The organism is Microvirga lotononidis (genome assembly GCF_034627025.1).
GTDB classification, from domain to species: domain Bacteria; phylum Pseudomonadota; class Alphaproteobacteria; order Rhizobiales; family Beijerinckiaceae; genus Microvirga; species Microvirga lotononidis.
Map to the genome: position 1 here is coordinate 4,803,075 of NZ_CP141048.1, position 22,910 is coordinate 4,825,984.

29 protein-coding genes are annotated in these 22,910 nt (G+C 64.1%); 9 read left to right on the forward strand and 20 right to left on the reverse strand.

From position 1 onward, the window contains the following. Positions 1-108 precede the first annotated feature (108 nt). Positions 109-918: a class I SAM-dependent methyltransferase gene (locus U0023_RS22595; protein ID WP_009764586.1), complete on the forward strand. Its 810-nt coding sequence runs from the start codon at positions 109-111 to the stop codon at positions 916-918. Between the two features lie 178 nt (positions 919-1,096). Here the strand turns inward: U0023_RS22595 and U0023_RS22600 are convergent, their stop codons facing one another. From U0023_RS22600 to U0023_RS22620, 6 genes are all read right to left on the reverse strand, one after another. After that, positions 1,097-1,879 carry a hypothetical protein gene (locus tag U0023_RS22600; protein WP_322883767.1) on the reverse strand — a complete coding sequence of 261 codons (783 nt, stop codon included), beginning with the start codon at positions 1,877-1,879 and terminating at the stop codon, positions 1,097-1,099. Positions 1,880-2,173: 294 nt separating this feature from the next. Beyond that, positions 2,174-2,401 carry a DUF6894 family protein gene (locus U0023_RS35585; protein WP_009764584.1) on the reverse strand — a complete coding sequence of 76 codons (228 nt, stop codon included), beginning with the start codon at positions 2,399-2,401 and terminating at the stop codon, positions 2,174-2,176. Positions 2,402-2,485: 84 nt separating this feature from the next. Next, positions 2,486-2,908 carry a hypothetical protein gene (locus U0023_RS22610; RefSeq protein ID WP_154661165.1) on the reverse strand — a complete coding sequence of 141 codons (423 nt, stop codon included), beginning with the start codon at positions 2,906-2,908 and terminating at the stop codon, positions 2,486-2,488. Between the two features lie 205 nt (positions 2,909-3,113). Next, complete coding sequence (locus tag U0023_RS22615; protein WP_009764582.1) at positions 3,114-3,326, reverse strand: DUF6894 family protein; 213 nt, start codon at positions 3,324-3,326, stop codon at positions 3,114-3,116. 82 nt (positions 3,327-3,408) lie between these two features. Next, positions 3,409-3,648 carry a DUF6894 family protein gene (locus U0023_RS35590; protein ID WP_407667362.1) on the reverse strand — a complete coding sequence of 80 codons (240 nt, stop codon included), beginning with the start codon at positions 3,646-3,648 and terminating at the stop codon, positions 3,409-3,411. A 117-nt stretch (positions 3,649-3,765) separates the two neighbouring features. Continuing rightward, positions 3,766-4,890: a GGDEF domain-containing protein gene (locus U0023_RS22620; RefSeq protein ID WP_009764580.1), complete on the reverse strand. Its 1,125-nt coding sequence runs from the start codon at positions 4,888-4,890 to the stop codon at positions 3,766-3,768. Between the two features lie 207 nt (positions 4,891-5,097). Between U0023_RS22620 and U0023_RS22625 the strand changes: the two genes are divergently transcribed. Both U0023_RS22625 and U0023_RS22630 read left to right on the forward strand, forming a co-directional pair. Beyond that, positions 5,098-5,649, forward strand: coding sequence for a DUF2231 domain-containing protein (locus U0023_RS22625; RefSeq protein ID WP_009764579.1), 552 nt, complete (start codon positions 5,098-5,100; stop codon positions 5,647-5,649). A 58-nt stretch (positions 5,650-5,707) separates the two neighbouring features. Further along, on the forward strand, positions 5,708-5,992 hold the full coding sequence (locus tag U0023_RS22630; RefSeq protein ID WP_009764578.1) for a porin: 285 nt from the start codon (positions 5,708-5,710) through the stop codon (positions 5,990-5,992). 190 nt (positions 5,993-6,182) lie between these two features. Here the strand turns inward: U0023_RS22630 and U0023_RS22635 are convergent, their stop codons facing one another. Continuing rightward, entirely contained in the window at positions 6,183-6,503 is a 321-nt protein-coding gene (locus tag U0023_RS22635; protein WP_009764577.1) for a hypothetical protein, read from the reverse strand. Between the two features lie 80 nt (positions 6,504-6,583). Further along, complete coding sequence (locus tag U0023_RS22640) at positions 6,584-7,411, reverse strand: hypothetical protein (RefSeq protein ID WP_009764576.1); 828 nt, start codon at positions 7,409-7,411, stop codon at positions 6,584-6,586. A 289-nt stretch (positions 7,412-7,700) separates the two neighbouring features. Between U0023_RS22640 and U0023_RS22645 the strand changes: the two genes are divergently transcribed. Continuing rightward, the gene (locus U0023_RS22645; RefSeq protein WP_009764575.1) at positions 7,701-8,585 is read left to right on the forward strand and encodes a calcium-binding protein; all 885 of its coding nucleotides are present in this window, start codon (positions 7,701-7,703) and stop codon (positions 8,583-8,585) included. Positions 8,586-8,882: 297 nt separating this feature from the next. Further along, positions 8,883-9,038 carry a DUF1127 domain-containing protein gene (locus U0023_RS22650; protein WP_009764574.1) on the forward strand — a complete coding sequence of 52 codons (156 nt, stop codon included), beginning with the start codon at positions 8,883-8,885 and terminating at the stop codon, positions 9,036-9,038. Between the two features lie 79 nt (positions 9,039-9,117). Here the strand turns inward: U0023_RS22650 and U0023_RS22655 are convergent, their stop codons facing one another. Then, positions 9,118-9,876, reverse strand: a complete 759-nt coding sequence (locus U0023_RS22655) for a glucose 1-dehydrogenase (RefSeq protein ID WP_009764573.1) — start codon at positions 9,874-9,876, stop codon at positions 9,118-9,120. A gap of 198 nt (positions 9,877-10,074) precedes the next feature. Between U0023_RS22655 and trmFO the strand changes: the two genes are divergently transcribed. Further along, positions 10,075-11,493, forward strand: a complete 1,419-nt coding sequence (trmFO, locus tag U0023_RS22660; protein WP_009764572.1) for a methylenetetrahydrofolate--tRNA-(uracil(54)-C(5))-methyltransferase (FADH(2)-oxidizing) TrmFO — start codon at positions 10,075-10,077, stop codon at positions 11,491-11,493. A 149-nt stretch (positions 11,494-11,642) separates the two neighbouring features. Continuing rightward, positions 11,643-11,867, forward strand: coding sequence for a hypothetical protein (locus U0023_RS22665; RefSeq protein WP_009764571.1), 225 nt, complete (start codon positions 11,643-11,645; stop codon positions 11,865-11,867). Positions 11,868-11,898: 31 nt separating this feature from the next. Here the strand turns inward: U0023_RS22665 and U0023_RS22670 are convergent, their stop codons facing one another. From U0023_RS22670 to yajC, 5 genes are all read right to left on the reverse strand, one after another. Next, entirely contained in the window at positions 11,899-12,741 is an 843-nt protein-coding gene (locus tag U0023_RS22670; protein WP_009764570.1) for a phytoene/squalene synthase family protein, read from the reverse strand. A 1-nt stretch (position 12,742) separates the two neighbouring features. Further along, on the reverse strand, positions 12,743-13,129 hold the full coding sequence (locus U0023_RS22675; protein ID WP_009764569.1) for an Mth938-like domain-containing protein: 387 nt from the start codon (positions 13,127-13,129) through the stop codon (positions 12,743-12,745). A 5-nt stretch (positions 13,130-13,134) separates the two neighbouring features. Next, on the reverse strand, positions 13,135-14,073 hold the full coding sequence (gene secF, locus U0023_RS22680) for a protein translocase subunit SecF (RefSeq protein WP_009764568.1): 939 nt from the start codon (positions 14,071-14,073) through the stop codon (positions 13,135-13,137). A 12-nt stretch (positions 14,074-14,085) separates the two neighbouring features. After that, positions 14,086-15,693 (reverse strand): protein translocase subunit SecD, encoded by a 1,608-nt coding sequence (gene secD / locus U0023_RS22685; protein ID WP_009764567.1) that lies wholly within the window; start codon positions 15,691-15,693, stop codon positions 14,086-14,088. 92 nt (positions 15,694-15,785) lie between these two features. Next, complete coding sequence (gene yajC / locus U0023_RS22690; RefSeq protein WP_245273005.1) at positions 15,786-16,118, reverse strand: preprotein translocase subunit YajC; 333 nt, start codon at positions 16,116-16,118, stop codon at positions 15,786-15,788. Between yajC and U0023_RS22695 the strand changes: the two genes are divergently transcribed. Together U0023_RS22695 and U0023_RS22700 are read left to right on the forward strand one after the other, a co-directional pair. Then, positions 16,111-16,359 carry a hypothetical protein gene (locus U0023_RS22695; protein WP_009764565.1) on the forward strand — a complete coding sequence of 83 codons (249 nt, stop codon included), beginning with the start codon at positions 16,111-16,113 and terminating at the stop codon, positions 16,357-16,359. The genes yajC and U0023_RS22695 overlap by 8 nt on opposite strands. Beyond that, positions 16,344-17,219, forward strand: a complete 876-nt coding sequence (locus U0023_RS22700) for an ATP-binding protein (RefSeq protein WP_009764564.1) — start codon at positions 16,344-16,346, stop codon at positions 17,217-17,219. Before U0023_RS22695 ends, U0023_RS22700 begins: the two co-directional genes overlap by 16 nt. A gap of 87 nt (positions 17,220-17,306) precedes the next feature. On the opposite strand, the gene U0023_RS22705 is transcribed toward U0023_RS22700, so the two are convergent. From U0023_RS22705 to tatB, 6 genes are all read right to left on the reverse strand, one after another. Continuing rightward, entirely contained in the window at positions 17,307-18,392 is a 1,086-nt protein-coding gene (locus tag U0023_RS22705) for a peptidoglycan DD-metalloendopeptidase family protein (RefSeq protein ID WP_009764563.1), read from the reverse strand. A 116-nt stretch (positions 18,393-18,508) separates the two neighbouring features. Further along, positions 18,509-19,192: a protein-L-isoaspartate O-methyltransferase family protein gene (locus U0023_RS22710; RefSeq protein WP_009764562.1), complete on the reverse strand. Its 684-nt coding sequence runs from the start codon at positions 19,190-19,192 to the stop codon at positions 18,509-18,511. Positions 19,193-19,205: 13 nt separating this feature from the next. After that, on the reverse strand, positions 19,206-19,970 hold the full coding sequence (surE, locus tag U0023_RS22715; RefSeq protein ID WP_009764561.1) for a 5'/3'-nucleotidase SurE: 765 nt from the start codon (positions 19,968-19,970) through the stop codon (positions 19,206-19,208). 1 nt (position 19,971) lies between these two features. After that, positions 19,972-21,333, reverse strand: a complete 1,362-nt coding sequence (gene serS / locus U0023_RS22720; protein ID WP_009764560.1) for a serine--tRNA ligase — start codon at positions 21,331-21,333, stop codon at positions 19,972-19,974. 102 nt (positions 21,334-21,435) lie between these two features. Then, positions 21,436-22,239 (reverse strand): twin-arginine translocase subunit TatC, encoded by an 804-nt coding sequence (gene tatC / locus U0023_RS22725; RefSeq protein ID WP_009764559.1) that lies wholly within the window; start codon positions 22,237-22,239, stop codon positions 21,436-21,438. Then, positions 22,236-22,841 (reverse strand): Sec-independent protein translocase protein TatB, encoded by a 606-nt coding sequence (gene tatB, locus U0023_RS22730; protein WP_009764558.1) that lies wholly within the window; start codon positions 22,839-22,841, stop codon positions 22,236-22,238. Before tatB ends, tatC begins: the two co-directional genes overlap by 4 nt. Between the last annotated feature and the right edge of the window lie 69 nt (positions 22,842-22,910).

The window sequence follows — 22,910 nt, forward strand, 5'->3', positions numbered from 1 at the left end:
TCGGGACGGTCCGGCTCGCATTCCCCTTTCGAGCCACTTGCCTCTTTTGAGACACTTGCCCGTTCAGGGCATCGAGGCGATCATCGCTCTGTCACCTTGGAGGAGACGATGGGCTCCACCGATGCAGCCTTTTCCGGCTCGATTCCGGCACTCTACGAGCGCTATCTCGGCCCCCTGATGTTCGAGCCGTTCGCTGAGGACATGGCGGCCCGCCTGCGCGACATCGCACAGGGCCGCATTCTGGAGACGGCAGCCGGAACGGGGATCGTGACCCGGGCACTCGCCAGGACACTTCCGCCCGGAGTCACGATCGTCGCGACGGACCTCAACCAGGCCATGCTCGATCTTGCCGCACAACGGTTGCAGGCCCCGAACGTCGAATGGAGGCAGGCCGACGCCCAGAAACTTCCGTTCGACGACGCCTCCTTCGACGCAATCGTCTGCCAGTTCGGCGTCATGTTCTTTCCCGACAAGCAGACAGCCTATCGCGAGGCCCTGCGTCTTCTCAAGCCCGGCGGCCGCCTCGTCTTCAGCGTCTGGAATTCCCTCGACGACAATGAGGTCAGCCGCATCATCTCCGATGCGGCGGGCAAGGCGTTTCCCGACGACCCTCCCCGGTTCATCGAGCGAGTGCCGTTCGGCTATTTCGACCCGGACCGGATCCGCGGCGAGGTGCAGCAGGCGGGCTTCGAGAATGTCGATATCGAGGTCGTCGGAAAGGTCACGAAGGCGCCCTCGCCGCGCGAGCCCGCCATCGGCCTCTGCCAGGGCAGCCCGCTCCGACCCGAACTCGAGGCAAGGTCCCCCGGGCAGCTCGACGACATCACGACCAAAGTGACCGAAGCCCTCGCGGCGCGCTTCGGCACGGGTGCCTTCGAGAACCGCATGAGCGCCCTTGTGGTCACCGCCTGGCGCTAGCGCATCGGACGCAAAGGTGGGAACCGGGTTTGCGTGGATAGATGCATCGAACCAAAAAGGTAAAGCATCGTGCGGACCTCCGGGTCTGCATAGAACGATGTCGAGGCCGGAGTAACTCCCAAAGAAAACGGCGAGGCCCCTCAAGGTCGCGCCGTTTTCTTTTTTCATGAGGCGCTTCTCAACGCGAGGTCATGCGGCTCATCAGGCTGCAGAGCGCCTGCATGTCGGAATCGAATGCACCCGGCGAAGCGGAGACGGTGGCGCAGCTCCGACGCAGCTTCACGCGCTCATCCTCGTTCATGCTGCGGAGTTCGGCCCTGAGACGATCCATCTGGCCGGACCGGCTCGGCCGTCCCGGATTGAGGCTGCCGGTCGTCGACGGGTTGCGCACGCTGCCGGACCCTGTCGGGTCGGAATTGGCGAAGCCGCCCGTGCCGCCCGGCCTACCGATGCCTCCGGTTCCGCCAGTCCCGCCACCCGGGGCACCACTGCTGGCGCCACCGCCGATCCCGATGCCGACACCCGCATCGACACCGTTAGAACCGCCGATCCCGGCACCCACGCCGGCGTTGACGCCACCGGATCCGCCGACATTCGCACCAAGGCCGGCGGTCACTCCGCTCGACCCGCCGACGCTGGCCCGGCCACCCGCGTTCACGCCGGACGAACCGCCGATATTCGCCCCCAGACCCGCGTCGACGCCGCTTGCGCCTCCGACATTCGCACCGAGCCCGGCCGACACTCCGTTGGAGCCTCCGATATTCGCGCCGGTCCCGGCTGTGACGTCATTCGAGCCACCGACATTGGCACCAGCTCCGGCCGAGACGCCGCTCGCTCCGCCCACATTGGCGCCGAGGCCCGCGGAGATCCCTCTGTCACCGCCGATGTTCACGCCGAGCCCGCCGCCGATACCATCCGAACGTCCCCCACGGTCGCGGGCGTCGGCCGGCTGCAAGGACAAAGAAGAAAACAGAAGAACTGCTACGCTACAGACTGAGACTTCACGGCCGAACCGCAATAACCGTTCACGCGAATTCATCTCTCTACTCCCTAGGAGTTACCCCTTTCGACCCTCGCGTGAAAAGACTCGCCTCTGAGGAAATTAGTTCCACAACTCTGGATAAATATTCGGCATCGACTGCGCATTGAAGTTTTTACGATAGATCATATCGAGGCTTTACCGTCGCTTCACTGAAAGCTGACGCAAGCTTTGCTTCAGGAATTCGCGACGGACGACGGCACCTGTCGAACGACCTCAGTGCACCGTGTTGTTCAGCATCATGGAATGAAGAAGCGTGCCTCGCGGGCACACGATGTCGAGGCGCCAGCCGGACCAGTCCTCGATATCGACGCCGATCTCCTCACGCAGTTCGGTGATGGCAAGGAGAGCCTGAGCCATGGCGCTCTCCAAGTCATGAACTTCGATCCCTGTATTGTCGACGATCTCTTCATGATCGTTCACAAGGTGAAAGAAGCAGCGCATGTCGGGACCATCACCCCCACGAACCGGATGAAGTCTGCTAGCTGTTTTCAACAGCGAAGTGAAGCGATCTTAAGCAACAGATCGTTACTCATCTTTGGTCGGCGCTTCGCCGACAGGGTCGAAGCTATCCAAAGCCACCCAACCGACATCCGATCGCGCCACAGGCACGAGATAGGCGCGCCCGTTCTCGAGCTGCTCGATCCGGCATGTGATCGCCCGCTGGTCTCCCGGAGGACGATACACCACTGTCGCGCCCACCTGGATTCCATCAGGGTAGTTCGCAGACGCGGGAGCGGGCGGCGCTACCGTCTCCGGAGATTGCGACGACGGGTCTTCGCCATGACCGGCCCTGACCCTGTCGAGCGCGGCGATCGCCAGCCTTGCCCGGTCCCTGTATCGCTCGCTCACGGATCGCAGGAGGGCGCCGCGCGTGCGGCCAGGATACCACGAGGTTCCGCCAGCCTTTGCCAGTTCTTCTGCAACGGCTTCAATTTCTTCGTCGGTCACGTCCGCCCCCAGACTTCGCACGCCATTCATGAAGACCGTTGCACGATCTGATTGAAGAGTAATTAACGTAGAGTAATGTGAGATTGTGCTCTCAGGAATGGCATTTCACTAGCACTTTAGTACTTGGACCGAGATCCTTCTCTGTTCGTACCCGTCACGCGGCTACGACTTCTTTATCCTGAAAACATAATAAGGCGAATTTGCATCAGAGCGATGCAACATGGATGAGCTGATCACTTTCGTCCGTCACGGCGACGGTCCAGGAGTAGATCGGATCGCTCTCCTGCAGGCCACTGCGGAGTTCCGTCGCGGCCCTTTCGGCCGCTCCCCGCGCCATGGCGGGATCGGGCAGGTCGACACCTTCCTGGTCCCAGATGAACTGGTCCCTCGAGCGGAGATGGAAATAGTAACGGGGCATGTCACTCCCCTCCATCACGGCGATCGCTTCCTGATGTCTAAATACGCGCCCGCACCGCATCCCGGCGGCGCGAAGATATTCACTACACGGAGAGTACGAACACAATCCGCCCAGCCTGGTCGGTAATGACCGTTGTTCTATTGGGCAGGGCGTCGATGAAACTTAGCACACGGTCCCAGGACGCATGGGCCTCCCGGGCCTCCGGTCCTCGCGCAGTCATCAGGTTCGGGAGATCGACACCGTGTCGATCCGGTACGAAACGCTCTCCGACTTGCACATGAAAATAATAGCGGGGCATGGGCGGTCCTTCACCCCCGACCATAGAATACCCATTGTGGGCCCAGGCGCTTTAACACAGGTTACGTCGGGAGGCACTTAGAAGATCCTCGAGGCGACCGGTGGCGCCCCTGGCGCGACTGCCTTGCCGCTGGCCTTGCCGTCAAGCTGCGATGACGATGTTCCGGCCGCTGCGCTTCGCCTGGTAGAGCGCCGCATCGGCCCGCCGAAGCAGCGCCCCCGCATCGGCACCGGCTCCCGTAACGCAACCGACGCTGACCGTCACCCGGGCCAGATCGCCGAGGGTCTCGGCACCGGCGGTCGAAAAAGCATGCCGGACCCCCTCCGCAAGGACCGCGGCCTCCCGCGCGGCGAGCGGCAGGATGGCACCGAATTCCTCCCCGCCGAGCCGTCCGAAGGTGCCCTGCGGCAGGTGGCTCGTCAGCACCTCGCCGAAGATCCTCAGGATCCGGTCGCCCGTATCGTGGCCGTGACGATCGTTGATGGCCTTGAAGTTATCGAGGTCGAACAGAAGACAGCTCACGGGCTTGCTGCCCAATCGGGCGAGAAGGCGAGATGCGTTCTGCATGAAGGCGCGCCGGTTGGGCACGCCGGTCAGCGGGTCGACCAGGGCCGCCTGCTTGTATTCAAGCTCGACGCTTTCCTTGGCCATGGACAGGAACATGAAGGCGAGGCTCGGGCCGAACACCACCAGAAGCAGTGCCATGGACGGCGACCAGCGATGAGCGAGGGCATCGATCCAGGAAACCGAGGTCGGCGCGAGCGCAAGCCCGATCCTGGACAGGTTGAACGCCGCAAGGCCCAGCAGAAGCACAAGCACCACGCGAGAAGAGGTCAAGGAGCGCGACGCATGGCGCCCCAGTTCCCAGGCCGCGAGGATCGAGTAGACAAGGGTGAGCGACGCTATGAGAAGCAGCCGCTGGCTCTGTGACGTATAAATGAACGGAAAGGCACCGAGCCAGATTGCGGCCGCTCCCAAAGTAGCCGCCAAAGGCGCGGAGCGGCCGTTGAAGACGCGACAGCCGGTGTAGAGAGCACCGTAGCACAGCAGCCCCAAGGTATTCGCCACGAGCAGAAGCGAATAGGCCGGCGGCCCCGGTCTGATGTTGGCCGACCCAATTCCCAGGGCGATGAGCCAGTAGGCGCCACCCCACCAGGCGAGTGCCTTGACCCTTGGGTTCAGCGCCCAGGAAAACAGCAACAACGTTCCCAGCGCTGCCGAAAGCAGCACGAAGGCAACCGTAAGCGTAGCAGGATCAAGGACCATCGAAGCGTCTGCCGTGGGTTCGACTGGACGGCCGCAGACGAATTCCCACGACCCATTCCGCAAGGGAATGCATGCCTACCGCTATCTCTCATCCATTCCGTGATGTCCAGAACCTTGCTGTGCGGCGGATCGGGACGGCTCGTCGCGCCGCGGCCGGAACGAAGATTCAGCCAGGGCATTCTTCCAGACCATACCGGAGAGAGAACCATGGGCATGTACCATCGCCACGGCGTCCAGAGCACGGCGGCCATTGCCGGCCATCCTCTGCACCATATGCTGATCGTCTTCCCGGTCGCGTTCCTGATCGGAGCCTTCGGAACCGACATTGCCTTCATGGCCACGCATGACCCCTTCTGGGCCCAGGTTTCCTACTGGCTCCTTATCGCCGGCATCGTCACCGCCCTGATCGCAGCGATTCCCGGCTTCGTCGATTTCGTGACGATCAACCGGGTCCGCAATCTGTGGGTGTCCTGGGCCCATATGACGGCCAATCTCGTGGTGGTCGCGCTGGCCCTCATCAATGTGGGGGTCCGCCTGAGCGATCCGGCCGCGGGTGCGCAGAACTGGGGCATCTGGCTCTCCGGCATCCAGACCGTCCTACTGCTGTTCAGCGGCTGGCTCGGCGGCGAGCTTGCCTATCGCTACGGCATCGGCGCGATCCGGGACTACAGCCCCAAGGCCGAGCAGTTCCACGTGGAGGTGGATCGGCCTGACGTCGCCGCCGCCTATGGACGGCGCAGCGGGTCGGACAGGGCCTGAGCCTCCGGCCCGGGCATCTTGCCATGACGGGATCGAGGTCGCTACACTCAAGCCCGTCATGAAGCGTCACGTCTTCGCCCTCACTCTTCTCGGCCTTGCACTAGCCAGTCAGGCGCAAGCCGCCTCGGCTTGCCCACCCGGCTTTGCCATGCTTCAGGCATCGGATACCTGCGTGCGCATCAGCGGACAGGTCCGGGGTGAGACGCTGCTCGGCTCATCGCGGCAGCGCGCCTCCGATTCCGTCCAGACGCAGGCCGGCGGGCGCGTTCGCCTCGATGTGAGAAAGCAGACGGAATACGGCCCGCTCCGGGCCGTCATTTCAGTCGGAAATCTCGGGCGCTGAAGCGTCGAACGCAAAAGTGGGAACCGGTTTTGCGTGGAAAGATGCGATAAGACAAAGCCTGAGTAAGTTTCCACGGGCGTTGAACCACTACCCTTCTTTGCTGAGCCGCCCTTTGGCGGCGAACCGGATCCACTTCGCGCAACCTAGATCTCTAAGAAAAAGGAAAGAGCGCCCGAGGCGCTCTTTCCGTTCAGTAACCGTAATCGTAGTAGTCTTCCCGGTAATAGCTCCGTCGAGGAGCCTCGTAGGTTCTGTAATAAGGCCTGTCGTAGGTCCGATATGTCGGCCGGGCCGTGGCCGCCAGGGCTCCGCCGAGGATCGCACCGGTCACTCCGGCCGCGATGGCGGCATTGTTGTTGCCCCGCCTCTGAACGTAGTAGCGCGGAGCGGCGTGATGTTTGTAGTGCCCATAGGCATGGCCCTTGCCCTTTCCGGGCCGGGCATCGGCAGCGCCGCTGAAGGAAGTTGCAGCCAAGAGCGCTACGCTGATCGTCACCATCAGTTTCTTCATCGTCGGACTCCTGAACTCGATGGATCAGGCGAGCCGGGGAAGGAGCCGTCGATCAGGCCCCTTCCCTAGGTTCGCTGTGATTACTGGTTCGAGCCGCTGCTTTGCGACGAGGAACCACCCTGCTGCAGGCGCATATTCGTCGAGCTGCCGGAGTTCGACGTGTTGCCGCTGGAATTGCCGCTGGTATTGCCGTTCATCTCCATCCGGCTGCGGGTCGAAACGGAACCGGTGGTGTCAGGCGCGCCAGAGCGCGTCCGGCTGGTCGACACGTTCACGTTGTTGGAACGGCGCTGCTCGACGGACACTCCGACGCTCGGGGAAGTGTCGTGCGTCCGCTGAACTGTCGTGCGGCTGCGAACCGACACGCTCGGCTCGTTGACCTGCTCGTAACGGCGCACGGTCCGGCGACGAACCTCCACAGGCTGCTCCTCGACAACGTGGTAACGGCGCTTCGTCGACACGACCTTGTTGGTCCGCTTCGTCTTCTTCACCGCGACCTTCTTGGCGGGCTTCTTCTTCACCACGGTGCGATGGATCTCGGAGCTCGGCTCTTCGTAGGTCGTCACGCTGCGGCGGCGCGTCACCGAAACACTCGGCTCGTCGACCTCGCGAACCGTATGGGAGCGAACGGACACGCCGGAGCGTTCGCGGGTCTCGATGCCGACGCGCGCGCCTGTTTCCTGACGGCTACGGACGTTGATCTGCGCGCCCGACGTTTCGCTTCTCGTCGCACCCGTGGTCTCGGTCTGGGCACGATTGCCGCTGCCGCCCTGATTTCGCAGCAGCGTATTCGACTCCGAAGACGACGGAGAACTGGTGTTGGCGTTGGTATTCGTCTGCGTTGAAGTCTGTGCGTAAGCCGCGCTGCTCAACAAGAGAAGGGCGGCCCCGAGGGCGATTTTCTTCACGGAACAATCTCCACAATAGTAAACGTGGGAGATGAACGCCAACCAACCGAGACTGTTCCCAATAACTTTAAGTAACAGATTTTATAGAAGATTCGGCGCCCCAAGATGAACAACCGTTCAAGATTCGACGCGCGGGCGCTCACCAGCAAAACCCATGAACCATGAAACCTTTTGCCGAACTAAATCTTTACCATTTCCCTGAATGCTGCCCCGAACGTGCATACAGCTTAAATTCACGTTCATCGTTCTAGCTTGACGATATCGGACGTACATCGGGACCAGCACAGCCATGGCAATCTTTAAGGCTTTCAACGCAGCGGGTGTCGGCTTCGACATGTCCAGCACCAACAGCTCAGGCTGGGCCTTCATCGGGGCTCACCCCTCCGTCACGACGGATCTCGTCTATGACAACGGCACGGTCGCCGAGTTCGAGGTTGATGGCAGTCCCCTGGTGGACTACTTCACGGCCCGATATTGGAGCGACGGCTACACGGTCATCATCGACGACCTGTATTACGAGAACAACGGCGCCGACATCCTGACCATTCAGGACCTCGACCTCTATACGACGGTGGACGCGCTCCAGGGTTATGCCTGGTACGTGAACCTGAACGCAGGCCACGACACCTTCTACGGCAACGATTACGACGATCTCATCCGCGCCGGCGCGGGCAACGACGTGGTCTACGCCTATGACGGCGACGACATCGTTTACGGGGATGCGGGAGCCGACGATCTCTACGGGAGCTGGGGCGACGACGACCTGTATGGCGGCACCGGCCGCGATATCCTGAATGGCGGCGCCGGAAGCGACTACCTCAACGGTGGCGCGGACAACGACGAGCTGACCGGCGGGTCCGGCAAGGACTATTTCGTCTTCGACACCCGGCCGTCCCGCACCAATGTGGACCGCATCGTCGATTTCCGGCCTGTCGACGATACCATCATGCTCGACAATCAGGTCTTCACCCGCGTCGGTCGGGATGGCTGGCTTTCAGGCGGCGCCTTCACCACCGGCTCCGGCGCCAGGGATTCCTCCGACCGGATCATCTACAACAAGCAGACCGGCGCCCTGCTCTACGACCCCGACGGCATCGGTGGCGCCGCCGCCATCAAGTTCGCCCAGCTCAACAAGGGACTGACCCTCACGAAGGCGGACTTCTTCCTGCTGTAGCTGGAAGCTTGGGCGCTGCCCCCCAGGCGTCATGATCCCCCGCCAGCGGCCCTGACAGGACGCCTTTCCCAAGTAGCCCGAAACGGCCCCGATCGCGGGGCCGTTTTCCATTTGGGCCGGGAAGCCATTCGCGGTCCGCAACACGGTTAACGTGGCATTAGGACGGTATGCTACTAAAGCATAACAGACCTACATTATTACCACTCCTCTTCGGCACTGCACACACATATATCCGCACTGCACACGCAAGAACAAAGGCCACCGGTCATAGGGGCCGGTACTACTCAGGAGCTTCCCATGTTCGTTTCCTACATTCTCTCTAAAGTCCGCGCCTACATGCGTTATCGCGAAACCGTCCGTGAGCTGTCGCTGCTTTCGGACCGCGAGCTCGACGATCTCGGCATCTCCCGCTTCCAGATCGAGAGCATCGCTCGCCAGAACGCCGTTGCGTAAATTTACGCTGCATGGCAGCAAAGGCTCTAGCCCGCCCTCCGGCGGGCTTTCGCTTGTCTGGAGCCTCGCCTCCAGAGGCTCAACGACCACCCGAGACCGGGATATTGGCGCCCGTGATGTAGGATGAGGCATCCGACATCAGGAACAGCACGGCCTCGGCGATCTCCCCCGGCTCACCGATCCGGTTGAGGGGGATGAAGGGGCGAAGCCGCTCCAGGCGCCCGGCGTCCTGGGTGCTGCGCTCATGAATGTCGGTCTTCGTCATCCCCGGCGAGACGGCATTCACCCGAATGCCCTCCCCCGCCAGCTCCTTCGCCAATCCGACGGTCAGCGAGTCGACGGCTCCTTTCGAGGCCGCATACCAGACGTACTCGTTCGGGCTCCCCAGGGAGGCCGCGACAGACGAGATATTGACGATCGTGCCGCCTAGCCCGCCCCGGCTCGTAGCAAGCCGCCGCGCTGCCTCGCGTGCCACCCAGATGGCACCCAGGGCGTTGACATCCATGCAGGCGCGGATCGTCTCGGTCGATGCCTCCGCCAGCCGGCTGGACTTGCCCGTGATCCCCGCATTGTTGACCACATGCGAGATGAGCCCCAAGGCGGCCTCCGCCTCGTCGAACACGCGCACCACGTCGTCGTCGAGAGCGACATCGCCCTGGCACGCGACCGCAGCCGCTCCTGATGCACGGCAGGCGGCGAGCACCTGCTCGGCCGCATCGCGTTCGGACCTGTACGTGATCGCGACATCGTAGCCGCGCGCCGCCGCAAGCTGCGCCACCGCGGCCCCTATGCCGCGGCTTCCACCTGTAATAAGGACAACGGGACGCTTGGACTGCATGGCGCTTGAGCCTTTCCGACGATACGTCGTGCGGAACCGGGGACCCGGTTTTCCGCTCCGAGTGATACATGAACTGAAGAATGAGCATCGTGCAGATCTCGAATGCGGCCTTCGTTCCGGGATCCGATGCTTTAGTGAACCGGCTCAACTTGACCAGGGCTCCCCAGGGAGTCAACAAAGCCGCTCGGGAGAATGACCATGAGCACCATCGAACCCATCCATGTCATCGGCGGCGGCCTCGCCGGTTCGGAAGCGACCTGGCAGATCGCCCAAGCCGGTGTGCCCGTCGTGCTCCATGAGATGCGCCCGGTGCGCGGGACCGACGCCCACAAGACGGAAGGTCTTGCCGAGCTCGTCTGCTCGAACTCCTTCCGCTCGGACGATGCCGAGACGAACGCGGTCGGCCTGCTCCATCAGGAGATGCGCAGCCTCGGTTCCCTCATCATGGCGAAGGGCGATGCCAACCAAGTGCCGGCCGGCGGCGCGCTCGCCGTCGACCGCGACGGCTTTTCCGACGCCGTCACGGCGGCGCTCGAATCGCATCCGCTCGTCACCATCGAGCGTGGAGAGATCGCCGGCCTGCCGCCGGCGGAGTGGTCCTCCGTCATCGTCGCCACAGGCCCCCTCACCTCGCCCGCCTTGGCCGAGGCGATCCTCGGACTGACGGGCGAGACGTCGCTCGCGTTCTTCGATGCCATCGCGCCCATCGTCTATCGCGAATCCATCAACATGGAGATCGCGTGGTTCCAGTCCCGCTACGACAAGGTCGGGCCGGGCGGCACGGGCAAGGACTATATCAACTGCCCGATGACCAAGGAGCAGTACGACGCCTTCGTCGATGCGCTGATCGCCGGTGACAAGACCGAGTTCAAGGAATGGGAAGCCGACACTCCCTATTTCGACGGCTGCCTGCCCATCGAGGTCATGGCCGAGCGCGGCCGCGAGACCCTGCGCCATGGACCGATGAAGCCCGTCGGCCTGACCGATCCGCGCAATCCCGACAAGAAGCCTTATGCGATCGTGCAGTTGCGCCAGGACAACGCGCTCGGCACGCTGTTCAACATGGTGGGTTTCCAGACCAAGCTGAAATATGGCGCACAAGGCGATATCTTCCGCATGATCCCGGGCCTGGAGAATGCCGAGTTCGCACGGCTCGGCGGCATTCACCGCAACACCTATCTCAACTCGCCCAAGCTCCTCGACCCGACCCTGCGCCTAAAGGCGATGCCGCGCCTGCGCTTCGCCGGCCAGATCACCGGCTGCGAGGGCTACGTGGAAAGCGCAGCCGTGGGCCTGATGACCGGCCGCTTCGCCGCTGCCGAGCGGCTCGGCCGCCCGATCGAGCCCCTGCCGCACACCACGGCCTTGGGAGCCCTGATCAACCACATCACGGGCGGCCACATCGAGACCATCGACGAGGGGCCGCGCTCCTTCCAGCCGATGAACGTCAATTTCGGTCTGTTCCCGCCGCTCGCCCAGGCCCCAAAGGCCGAGGACGGGAAGCGCCTGCGCGGCCCGGCCAAGGCCGTAGCCCGCAAGAAGGCGCTGACGGACCGGGCCCGGGCGGACTTGGCAGCGTGGCTGTCGGCCGGCGCCTTGCCTGCGGCGGCAGAGTAACGGGTAACCTGTCTCAAGGGGATCAGAGCCATTCCAGGCCGGATGGCTCTGGTCCGCTACCCCGAATTACATCGCACGAACCCTCGCCACACTGGCCAAACACGACGCCACGATATAATGTATGATTGTCTCTCGACGGAGTGTCGATCATGAAGCGTGCAATGGTTCTTGGGCTGATGGCCCCCCTCGGCTCTTTTCCCGCTGCCTACGGCCAGGAGAAGGCGCAGCCGAAGCCCGAACTGAAGTGCGTTGTCGACGGCAAGCCCGTGGAGGGGCGGCATAAGATCGAGTATCGCCGTAACGGCAAAACCTACATCGAGTACTGCTCAATGGGTAGGAAGCACGTCATCGTCGATAGCGGCGACAACGGCTGATCGATTTCCCTCTGGGGCCTGCGCTCGATCCTTAAAATGGCCCGCGCCAAAGCGCCCAGACCCGTCGCCATTGCGGCAGATCGACGGGCGTGTGGAACGGGTCGTAATCCCGCCGCTCCATGGCCTTGAGATAGGGCTCGACCAGGGCGAGCGGCTGGAAGGCGGGCTTCGCGGCGTCGGGAATGGTCGTCCGCAGCTGGCGCGCCTGTTCGAGATGCCGACGGGCGACGGCGCGAAGATCGGCCAGAGCCCCTTTGAGCCCCGGCCCGCCCCTCCCGGTGACGATGTCCTCGCGCACCACTCCGTGGCGGGTCAGGATGTCGGCAGGAACGAAGACCTGCCCCTGTCGCGCATGGTGCGGGAAAGCGCGCAGAAGACCGGTGATCGCATAGGCGACACCCGCATGGCCTGCGGCGTCCGCCGTGCCGGGGTTGGAGCCGTCGGCGAGGATGAGGCTCGAGAGCTGGATCAGGCTGGAGGAAGTCTCGCCGCAATAGCCCTCGAGGTCGTTCAGGCTCGGCATCGGGTCGTCGTAGAGATCGAAGATCCGGGCATCGATCAGGTCGACGAAGGATTGCCGCGGCAGGCGGAACTGCACGATGGTGTCGTCGAGCGCGGCGGCAACCGGGTTGGCGCGCACGTCGCCCCGTGCCTCGCCTTGAAGAGCATCACGCCACCATTGCAGGCGGATCTCGCCGACGAGCGCTTCGCGGACCGCCTCGCGGACACGGGCAATTTCGAAGTTGAAGGCATAGAGTGCGTGGAGATGCGGGCGCTTGTCCGCGGGCGCGAAGAGGCTCGCCCAGTAGCGATCCGGATCGGCCTCGCGCACGAGCGCTTCGCAATGGGCGAAGTTCGAGATTGCCTCTGCCATGTCAGGGAACGGCGATCAGCGCCGCGGCGACCTTGCGGTTCTCGGCGAGCAGGATGTTGTAGGTGCGCGCGGCGGCGCCCGTCTGCATTACGTCGAGACCGATCCCCGCATCGCGAAACCGGGTGCGGAACACACCCGGGATGGCCGCGATGTCGGCGCCCGTGCCAAGGAGCAGGAGGTCGATGGAATCGGCCTCTGCAAAGATGGGGTCGAGCGCCTCGTCGGTGAGTTCAGCCACTGAATTTACCGACCAAGCCCTGATCCCCGACGGCAGGGCGAGCACCGAGCCGCGATGGGACATGTCCGCGAAGCGAAAGCCGCCATTGCCGTAGGCGTCGAACGGATGGCGCCCCGGCAGGAAGCCATCGTAGAGGCGACCATTGCTCATGGTCCTTACTCCGCTGCGGCGGCCCTGCCCTCCGGCACCTTGACGGATTCCGACCCGCGCAGGCCGATATAGATCAGCATGGGGGACGAAATGCAGATGGCCGAATACGTACAGATGACGACGCCGTAGAGCATGACCTGCGCGAAGCCCTGGATCGCCTGTCCACCGAAGAGCACCAGCGCCAGCAGCGACAGCGCCGTCGTCGCAGCCGTCATGATCGTGCGGGACATGGTGTGGTTGATCGACAGGTTCAGCAGCTCTTCGGCCGGCATCGTCTTGTAGCGGCGCATCAGCTCGCGGGTTCGGTCGAACACCACGACGGTCTCGTTGAGCGAGTAGCCCACGATGGTCAGGATCGCCGCGATGGACGTCATGTTGAATTCGTGACGGGTGATCACGAAGAAGCCGATGGTGAGCACGATGTCGTGGAGCGTGCCGATGATGGACGCGACCGCCAGCTCGCGCTCGAACCGGAACCACAGATAGAACAGCACCGCGATGACCGAGAGCACGACGCCGATGGTGCCGGATTGCACGAGCTCTCCCGACACGCGGGGGCCGACCGTTTCGACGCGGCGAAACTCGTATTCGTTGCTGAACGTATCACGAGCCTTCTGCACCACGGCCGCTTGCGCGGATTCGCCGCCAGCCTGGATCGGGAAGCGAAGGGAGACCTCGCCGCCCGTGCCGAATTCCTGCACTTCCACGTCGCCGAAGCCGAAGCCCTCGGCGGTCTGACGGATCTGCGCGACGTTGGCCTGGCCGGACTTGGCCTGGATCTCCATGAGCGTGCCGCCCTTGAAGTCGATGCCGAAGTTGAGGCCGATCGTCACGAGCACGATTGCCGTGGCAATCGAAATGGCAGCGGACAGCGGAAAGGAGAAGCGCCGCAGGCGCATGAAGTCGAAGTGGGAGTTTTCGGGCCAGAGGCGAATGAGGCGCACGATACGCACTCCTTAAAACGGAAGAACTTTGGGACGCATCCACTGATACCAGAGCGCGATCATCATGCGCGTCAGGGTGACGGCAGTGAGCACGGTCGTCAGGATGCCGAGAATGAACACGACGGCGAAGCCGCGCACGGGGCCGGAACCGAGGAAGAACAGGATCAGGGCAGCGATCGCCATGGTGCTGTTCGAGTCGATGATGGTCGCGAAAGCCCGGTCGAAGCCCGCCTGGATACCCGATACGATGGAGCGCCCGGACCGTACCTCTTCGCGGATGCGCTCGTAGATGAGCACGTTCGAGTCCACGGCAGTGCCGATGGTGAGAACGATGCCCGCGATACCCGGAAGGGTCAGCGTGGCTTCGAGCACCGACATGAGGCCGAAGATCAGGCCCACGTGGACGAGGAGCGCGATATTCGCGATGAGCCCGAAGACGCCGTAAGTCGCGAACATGAAGATCACGACGAAGATGCCCGCCACATAGGTGGCCAGCTTGCCGGCCTCGATGGAATCGCGTCCGAGGCCCGGACCGACCGTGCGCTCTTCGACGATCGTGAGCTTGGCAGGCAGGGCGCCGGAGCGCAGCAGGACCGCCAGGTTGTTGACCTGCTCCACGGTGAAGCTGCCAGAGATCTGGCCCGACCCGCCGGTGATCGGCGACTGGATCGTCGGCGCCGAGATCACCCGGTTATCGAGGACGATGGCGAGCTGGCGGCCGAGATTCTCCGTCGTCGCCTGACCGAAGCGCTGGGCGCCACGGATGTTGAAGCGGAAATTGACGATGGGCTGACGGGTCTGGCTGTCGAAGGCCGGCTGGGCATCCGTCAGGTCGCCGCCTTCGGCGATCACCCGACGCTCGACCGGAACGCGCTGCCCGCCCGCGTCTTCCATGGGCAGCATGTCGACGTCGGTGGCGCCCGGCTGAGCCAGAAGGCGGAATTCAAGATTGCCGGTTTCGCCCAGCAGGGCCTTCAGCTGCTGCGGATCCTGCAGGCCTGGAACTTGGACCAGAACGCGGTCGGCGCCCTGGCGCTGAATGCTCGGTTCCGTGGTGCCGGTGGCATCGATACGGCGACGGACGACTTCGATGGACTGGTCGACGGCGCGGCGAACGCGCTCGTTGATGCCCGCATCCGTATAGGTGAGCGTGATCACCCCGTCCGGCGTGGTGTTGATCTGAACCGAATTGCCGCCGGACTGGCCCAACATGGCGTTGCCGATGGGCTGCGACAATTCCCTCAGGCGCGGCATCAGCCGATCACGTTCGGCCGCGTCGGGCACGCGGATCTGCACACCCCTCTGGACCGTCTGAATGCCGTTCTGGGACGAAACGCGGGTATCGCGCAGGATACGGCGGACATCGTCGCGCAGGAGCGTGATCTGGCCGCGCAAAAGGTCCTGCGCATCGACCTCGAGGAGGACGTGAGAGCCGCCCTGCAGGTCGAGACCCAGCACGATGGCGCGGGACGGGACGAGCCAGGAGGGCACCCAACTCGGAATGGCATTCAGGTAGGCCTGACGCTGCTCGCGATTCATCATGCTCGGAACCGCAAGAAGCAGGCCGATCACAATGATCGCCATGGTGGCGATGATCTTCGACCTCGAGAAGCGCAGCATCGTCAGCTCAACCTTTCTCACACACACGGCCGCATCTGTTCTGCGGCGAACCGGCCCTCGTCACATGAGTCGAGGACCGGCTTCTTTTCACATCAGGCCTTGACCGGCTCGCTCTTGGAGCGGACCTCGGAGATCATGGCCCGGGCCACCTTCACCTTCACGCCGTCGGCGATCTCGACTTCGATGTCGTTCGAATCCTCAAGAACCTTCGTCACCTTGCCGATGATGCCGCCCGAGGTGACCACCGTGTCGCCGCGGCGCACATTCTTGATCATCTCCTGGTGAGTCTTCACCCGGCGCTGCTGCGGCCGGATGATCAGGAACCACATGATGACGAATATGAGGATGAACGGAACGAATTGAAGGATCATCTCCGTTCCGCCCCCGGCGGGGGCCCCTTGTGCGAAGGCAGGTGAAATGAACAAGCGGCTCTCCATGGATAAAGGCGCGTGGCAGGCCCGTTTTGGGCCCACCCGCGCCAGACGGGATTACAAAGCGTGGCGGACTATACCCATCGACTCGACGAAATCAATGAAGTTCAAGGCGTTTCCCAAGGCTCCTTGCACGGCCGATGCCCTCGAATCCATGGACCGGGCCGCCATTTTCGCGCTAAGCACGGCATCCTCACCGTTTCTTGAAGCCGGAAATTCATGCCCGCCGATCTGAACTCCTCCGAATCCCTGGCGCTTTTGACGCGGATCGCCGACGCTCTCGAGCGCCTCGTCCCCTCAGGCACGGCTCACGCCGATTTCACTCAGGCCGACGCCTTCGTATGGCAGGCCGCCGGTCGCAGGCTCTCCCCGGTCCCCAGGGTCAACCGGGTCGAGATGAGTCTTTTGCGGGGCATCGACCGGGTCCGGGACCAACTGGCGGAGAACACGCAGCGCTTCGCCAGGGGCCTGCCGGCCAACAATGCCCTCCTCTGGGGTGCCCGGGGCATGGGCAAGTCCTCCCTGGTCAAGGCGGTCCACGCGGAGATCAACCACGCCAAGCCGGCCGATGCGCTTCCTCTCAAGCTGATCGAGATCCACCGGGAGGACATCGAGACCCTGCCGGACCTCATGGGCCTGCTGCGCTCGGATCCGCACCGGTTCATCGTTTTCTGCGACGACCTCTCCTTCGACGCGGACGATACCTCCTACAAGTCGCTCAAGGCGGTGCTGGAAGGAGGGATCGAGGGGCGGCCCGACAACGTGATCTTCTATGCCACTTCCAACCGTCGCCACCTGCTGCCGCGCGACATGATGGAAAACGAGCGTTCCACCGCCATCAATCCGGGCGAGGCCGTGGAGGAGAAGGTCTCCCTCTCCGATCGCTTCGGCCTGTGGCTCGGCTTCCACAAATGCAGCCAGGACGAATATCTCGACATGGTCTTCGCCTATGTCGACCATCTCGGACTTCAGGCGGACCGCGACGCCGTTCGCGCCGAGGCGCTGGAATGGGCGACGACCCGAGGGGCCCGCTCCGGGCGCACGGCCTGGCAGTTCATCCAGGACCTCGCGGGGCGGCTGGGGAAAACAATCTGAAACGGCAAAGGGACGGTGGCTGAGCTCCACCGTCCCCTCATTCGACCGGCCTCGACTGTCGAGGACCGATCTAAACCATTGGCCTGATCAGCCGCCGAGATGCTTCATCGGGTCGACGGGCTGCGCGCCCTTGCGGATCTCGAAGTGGAGCTGCGGCGAGGTCACGTTGCCGGTCTGGCCGGAGGTGGCGATCACCTGACCGCGCTTCACCTGCTCGCCGCGCTTCACGTTGAGCGAGCCGTTATGGGCGTAGGCGGAAACGTAGCCGTTCTCGTGCTTGATCAGGACGAGATTGCCGTAGCCTTTCACCTCGCTGCCCGCATAGGTCACGGTACCGGCTTCGGCAGCCTTGACCGGCGTCCCTTCGGGAACAGCGATATTGATGCCCTCATTGCCGCCATTGGCGCCGAAACCGGCGATGACGCGGCCGCGGGCCGGCCAGCGGAAGTCACCCGACAGGCTGGCGGTCTGCTCGGGCTCCGGCACGGGGGCCTTGGCGGCCTCCGGCTGCGGAGCCGGCGCGACCGGCTGCACGACGGCGGGCTTGACCGGCTCGGGCTGGGTGAGAGCCGCGACCTTGGGCTGCTCCACGACGGGCTTCGGAGCGGACACGAGCGGCTTGGGCGCAGAGACCAGCGGCTCGTTGGTCGCGGCCGCGACCTGCACCGGCGCGGAGCGGGCAGGAGCCGGAGCGGACGGAGCGGGAGCCTGGGCCGTTTGCGCCATACCCGGACGAACACGCTTCACCGGCTCGGCGGCGGTGACCGGTGTGGTCGCGGCGGGCACTTTGGAAGTGTCGACGAGACGGAACTGGGGGCGGCTCGCAGGCTGCGCCGGCGCAGCCTGTGCGACCGGCGTGGGACGCGGCTGGACCGGGGCGGGAGCGGAGGCGATGCGGGCAGGCTGCGACAGGGGCTGGGACTGCACAGGCGGCAGGGCCTGCGCCTGAACGGTCGGCGTCGGCATCGGCGCAGCCGAATAGGACGGAGCGGGCTGAGGCGCCATGGAAGCCGTGCTGTCCATGCGCTCGCTGGCCGCGAAGGGGTTCGAGAACGGGTTCTCGGCGAACCGCGCACTATCGGTACTGCAGGCTGCCGCCGCACTGCCGATCAACCCCACCAGAGCGATCCGCGACACCGCACCCCAATGCCCAGAACACACACGCAACCGCATCACTCAACCCCAACCGAACGCAACTCGATGGAGCCATTAAAAGCCTGTTCAGGTTAAGCAACGGTTGACGTTAGGCGGATTGTCGTAACCCTGTCAGAAAATTTATTTCGATCCGGTCAGAGAGTTGCCGCAATGCCGGTGACAAGGGGCGACAGGCGCAAGGCCGCGCCGACCGATTGCGCCAATTCCCCCTCGGCATTGCGCTCGATCCGCACAAGATGCGGCACGCCCTCGACGGTGACCGCTCCCACCAGCCGGCTGCCCGGCCCGAGAAGGTTCGTCACGGTTTCGGGGATCGCGGGACAGGCGCCGTTGAGCAGAATGCGATCGAAGCGATCCCGAACCCTCGCAGCCAGGCCGTCCCCGACTTCAAGGCGGACCTTTCGTGCCTCGACGATCTTGAGATGCTGCGCGGCGCTTTCCGCCAGCGTGTTGAAGCGCTCGACGCTCGTGACCTCCGCGCCGAGCCTCGCCAGCAAGGCGGTCACGTAGCCGCTGCCGGTGCCGACTTCCAGAACGCGCTGGCCCGCCTGGACGCCCAGCGACAGGAGCATCGCAGCGACCGTGGCAGGTCCCGTCATGGTCTGTCCGCAGGGCAGCGGGAGCGCCACGTCCGTCCGGGCGAGATCGGTGAAGCGACGGGGCGCAAAGACTTCGCGCGGCACGAGTTCCATCGCGCGCAGAAGCGCCGTGTCGCGGATGCCCTTGGCGCGCAGGGACAGGATGAAGGACGCGGCACCGATCGCCTCCTGCTCGTCGCGGAGATCCGCTTCAGGCAGGAAAGGCATGTCCTGGTTCATCGCGCCCGCCTGCTCAACCGCCGAAGGCCTGCGCGTAGCGCGTCAGCGTCGGCTCGTCCGTCATGTCGATGCGAAGCGGCGTGACGGCGATGCGCCTGTTCGCGATGGCCCAGAGATCCGTGCCGTTGCCGGGCGTGAAGGGGCGGCGCTCGAAGGCGATCCAGAAGTAAGGATTGCCGCGCCCGTCCTGGCGCTCGTCGAGGCGCAGGAGCTCCTGCGTGCGCTGGCCCTGGTTGACGAGAGCGGTGCCCTCGACGTCCTCGGGCTCGCAATCGGGAAAGTTGACGTTGACCAGAATACCCTTGTCGACGCCCGCCTCGAGGATCTTGCGCACGACCTTGGGGCCGTGATGCTCCGCGCATTGCCAGCGCGGCGCATTGCGCGTTCCTGGCCCATAGGCCTGCGAGAGCGCGATGGATGGGATGCCGAGGATCGTGCCCTCGATGGCGCCAGCCACCGTGCCCGAATAGGTCACGTCCTCCGCCACGTTCTGGCCCCGGTTCACACCAGAGAGGACGAGATCGGGCCTGGCATCCCGCATGAGGTGGCGCACGCCCATGATCACGCAATCCGTCGGCGTGCCCTTCACGGCGAAGTGCCGGTTGGAAATCTCGCGCAGTCGCAAGGGGTCGTTGAGCGAAAGCGAATGGGCGACGCCGCTCTGATCGGTTTCGGGCGCGACGACCCAGACATCGTCCGACAGGTTGCGGGCGATGGCCTCCAGCGTCTTCAACCCTGGAGCATAGATGCCGTCGTCGTTGGTGCAGAGGATGCGCATGTCAGGCCTGACGCTCGAGGCGAGCCATCCCGCCCATATAGGGCTGGAGCGCCGGCGGGATCGTGACGCTGCCGTCCTCGTTCTGATAGTTCTCCAGCACGGCCACGAGCGTACGCCCGACCGCGAGGCCGGAGCCGTTGAGCGTGTGCACGAAACGCGGCTGCTTCTCGCCGGCCGCGCGGTAGCGCGCATTCATGCGACGGGCCTGGAAATCGGAGCAGACCGAGCAGCTCGAAATTTCGCGATACATCCCCTGCCCCGGCAACCACACCTCGATGTCATAGGTCTTGGTCGAGGAGAAGCCCATGTCGCCCGTGCAGAGCGTCATGGTGCGGAACGGCAGTTCGAGCTTCTTCAGCACGTTCTCGGCGCTCGTGAGCATGCGCTCGTGCTCGTCGGCGGAGGTCTCGGGCGTCGTGATTGAGACGAGTTCGCATTTCACGAACTGGTGCTGGCGGATCATTCCGCGCGTGTCGCGCCCGGCGGATCCCGCCTCGGCGCGGAAGCTCGGGGTGAGCGCCGTGAAACGCAGGGGCAGCTCTTCCTCGGAGAGGACCTGCTCCCGCACGAGGTTGGTGAGCGTAACCTCGGCGGTCGGGATCATGCCGTAGCGGGCGTCCTTGACCAGCTTGGCGACCGCATCGCGCGGCTGACCTTCGAGCGCGGCGGCCACGATCTGCTCGAGCGCATTGCCCGGAAAGGCCCAGAACTGGTCGTCCTCGAACTTCGGCAGCTGCGCGGTGCCGAACATGGCATCGTCCCGCACCAGCAGCGGCGGGTTCACTTCCGTGTAGCCGTGCTCGGTGGTGTGGAGGTCGATCATGAACTGACCGAGGGCGCGCTCCAGGCGCGCCAGGCCGCCTTTCAGCACGACGAAGCGCGAGCCGGAGAGCTTGGCCGCCGTTTCGAAATCCATCAGGCCGAGAGCCTCGCCGATCTCGAAATGCTGCTTGGCGCTGTTCATGGTCGGCGGCGTGCCGAAGCGATGGCGCTCCACGTTGCCGTGCTCGTCGGCTCCGACCGGCACATCGGCCTTCGGAATGTTGGGAATGGCGGCAAGTGCCTCGAACAGCGCCTTCTCGGCGTTCCGCTCGCTCTCCTCCAGCTCCGGCATCGTCTCCTTGATCCGGGCGACCTCGGCCATCAGCTCCTGGGCACGGGCCTCGTCCTTCTTGGCCTTGGCCTGGCCGATTTCCTTGGACAGGGCATTGCGGCGCTCGGTGGCGGCCTGCAGGGCAGAGATCGCGGCCTTCCGGGCATCGTCGAGGGCGATCAGCTGCGCGGACAGGGGCTCCATGCCCCGGTTCCGGAGGCCTTGGTCGAAAGCCGCGGGATTCTCGCGGATGGAACGGATGTCGTGCATGGGATGAGGACCTGCTTCGTCGAGCGGTCCTGCCCTTGTCCGACGGGGCCGCCTCTTCAACATATGCCGAGGATGGCGGCCGATGTGGAGTCCTTTCGGCCTCTACCCCTCTGCCGCGCGTGCGGCCTCGGCTTCCGCACGCTTCTTCTCGACCATGGTCACGGAGAAGATGGATGCCTCGTAAAGAAGCAAGGTGGGGATCGCAAGGGCGAACTGGCTGATCACGTCCGGCGGCGTCAGAACCGCGGCGAGCACGAAGACGAAGACGATGGCGTAGCGACGCTTGTCCTTCAGGAACTGCGAGTCGATGATCCCCGCGCGGGCGAGCAGGGTCAGGATGACGGGCAGCTGGAAGCAGATGCCGAAGGCGAAGATCAGCGTCATGATCAGCGACAGGTACTCGCTGACCTTCGGCAGGAACTCGATGGCGGGAGAATTGTCCGTCGCCAGCTGCTGCATGCCCACGGAGAAGCGCATGAGGAGCGGCATGGCGATGAAATAGACGCAGGCCGCGCCAATGATGAACAGGATCGGCGTCGCGAAGAGGTACGGGACGAAGGCCCGGCGCTCGTTCTTGTAAAGGCCAGGCGCCACGAACTTGTAGATCTGCACGGCGATGACCGGGAAGGCCAGGAAGCCGGCGCCGAAAGCCGCGACCTGGATCTGCGTGAACAGATATTCCAGACCGTGAGTATAGACGAGGTGCGCCTTCTCCGGCGACCCGACCGCCAGGACGTAGGGCCAGACAAGCGCGTTGTAGATGTACTTCGCGGCGGCGAAGCAGATGAAGAACATGACCACGAAAGCGGCCAGGGCCTTGATCAGGCGCGAGCGCAGTTCGGTCAGGTGCTCGATCAGAGGCGCGCGCGAAGCTTCGACCTCATCGTCTTCAGCGGCGGTGGTCATCCGGCTTTCGCGTCCGATTTTTCTGGTTTTTCTGAAAGTTGCTCGGCAAGGGCAGCCTGCTGGGCCTCGTACTCCGCCTCCCGCCTAAGGGACTCGGCGATCTCCGCAGCCGGATCGACGTTCGGCGGAGGCGGCAGGTCGATCAGCGGATCGGCGGGGGCCGGCTCGCGCCCCTCCACCACCGCCTGGACCGAGGCGTCGGAGGCTTCCTGGACCGGATTCGCCGGCTCGGATGCCGCCTGTTCGGCAGTTACCGGCGGGACCACCTGTCCGGTCTCGGTCTCGGAAGCCTTGGCGGCGGCCGGGACAGGCGCTTCGATCGAGGTCTTGAGCTCGTCCCGGATCGTCTGAATCGGGTTGAAGTTCGGGGTGCCCACGGACGAGACGGAATCGTTCATCCCCTGGAGCTGCTTCTTGACATCGTCGAGCTCGGCCTCGCGCATGGCCTCGTTGAACTGCCCCTGAAACTCGGCCGCCATGCGGCGAAGCTTCCCCGTCACCTGCCCGACCGTCCGCAGCGCCTTCGGCAGGTCCTTCGGGCCGATCACGATCAACGCGACGGCGCCGATCACCATGACCTCACCCCAGCTCATGTCCAACATGACGTGGCCTCGAACCTGCCTCTTAGGTACTCACGCGTACTGACACGCCGCTCCAAAGCGGCGGCGCAC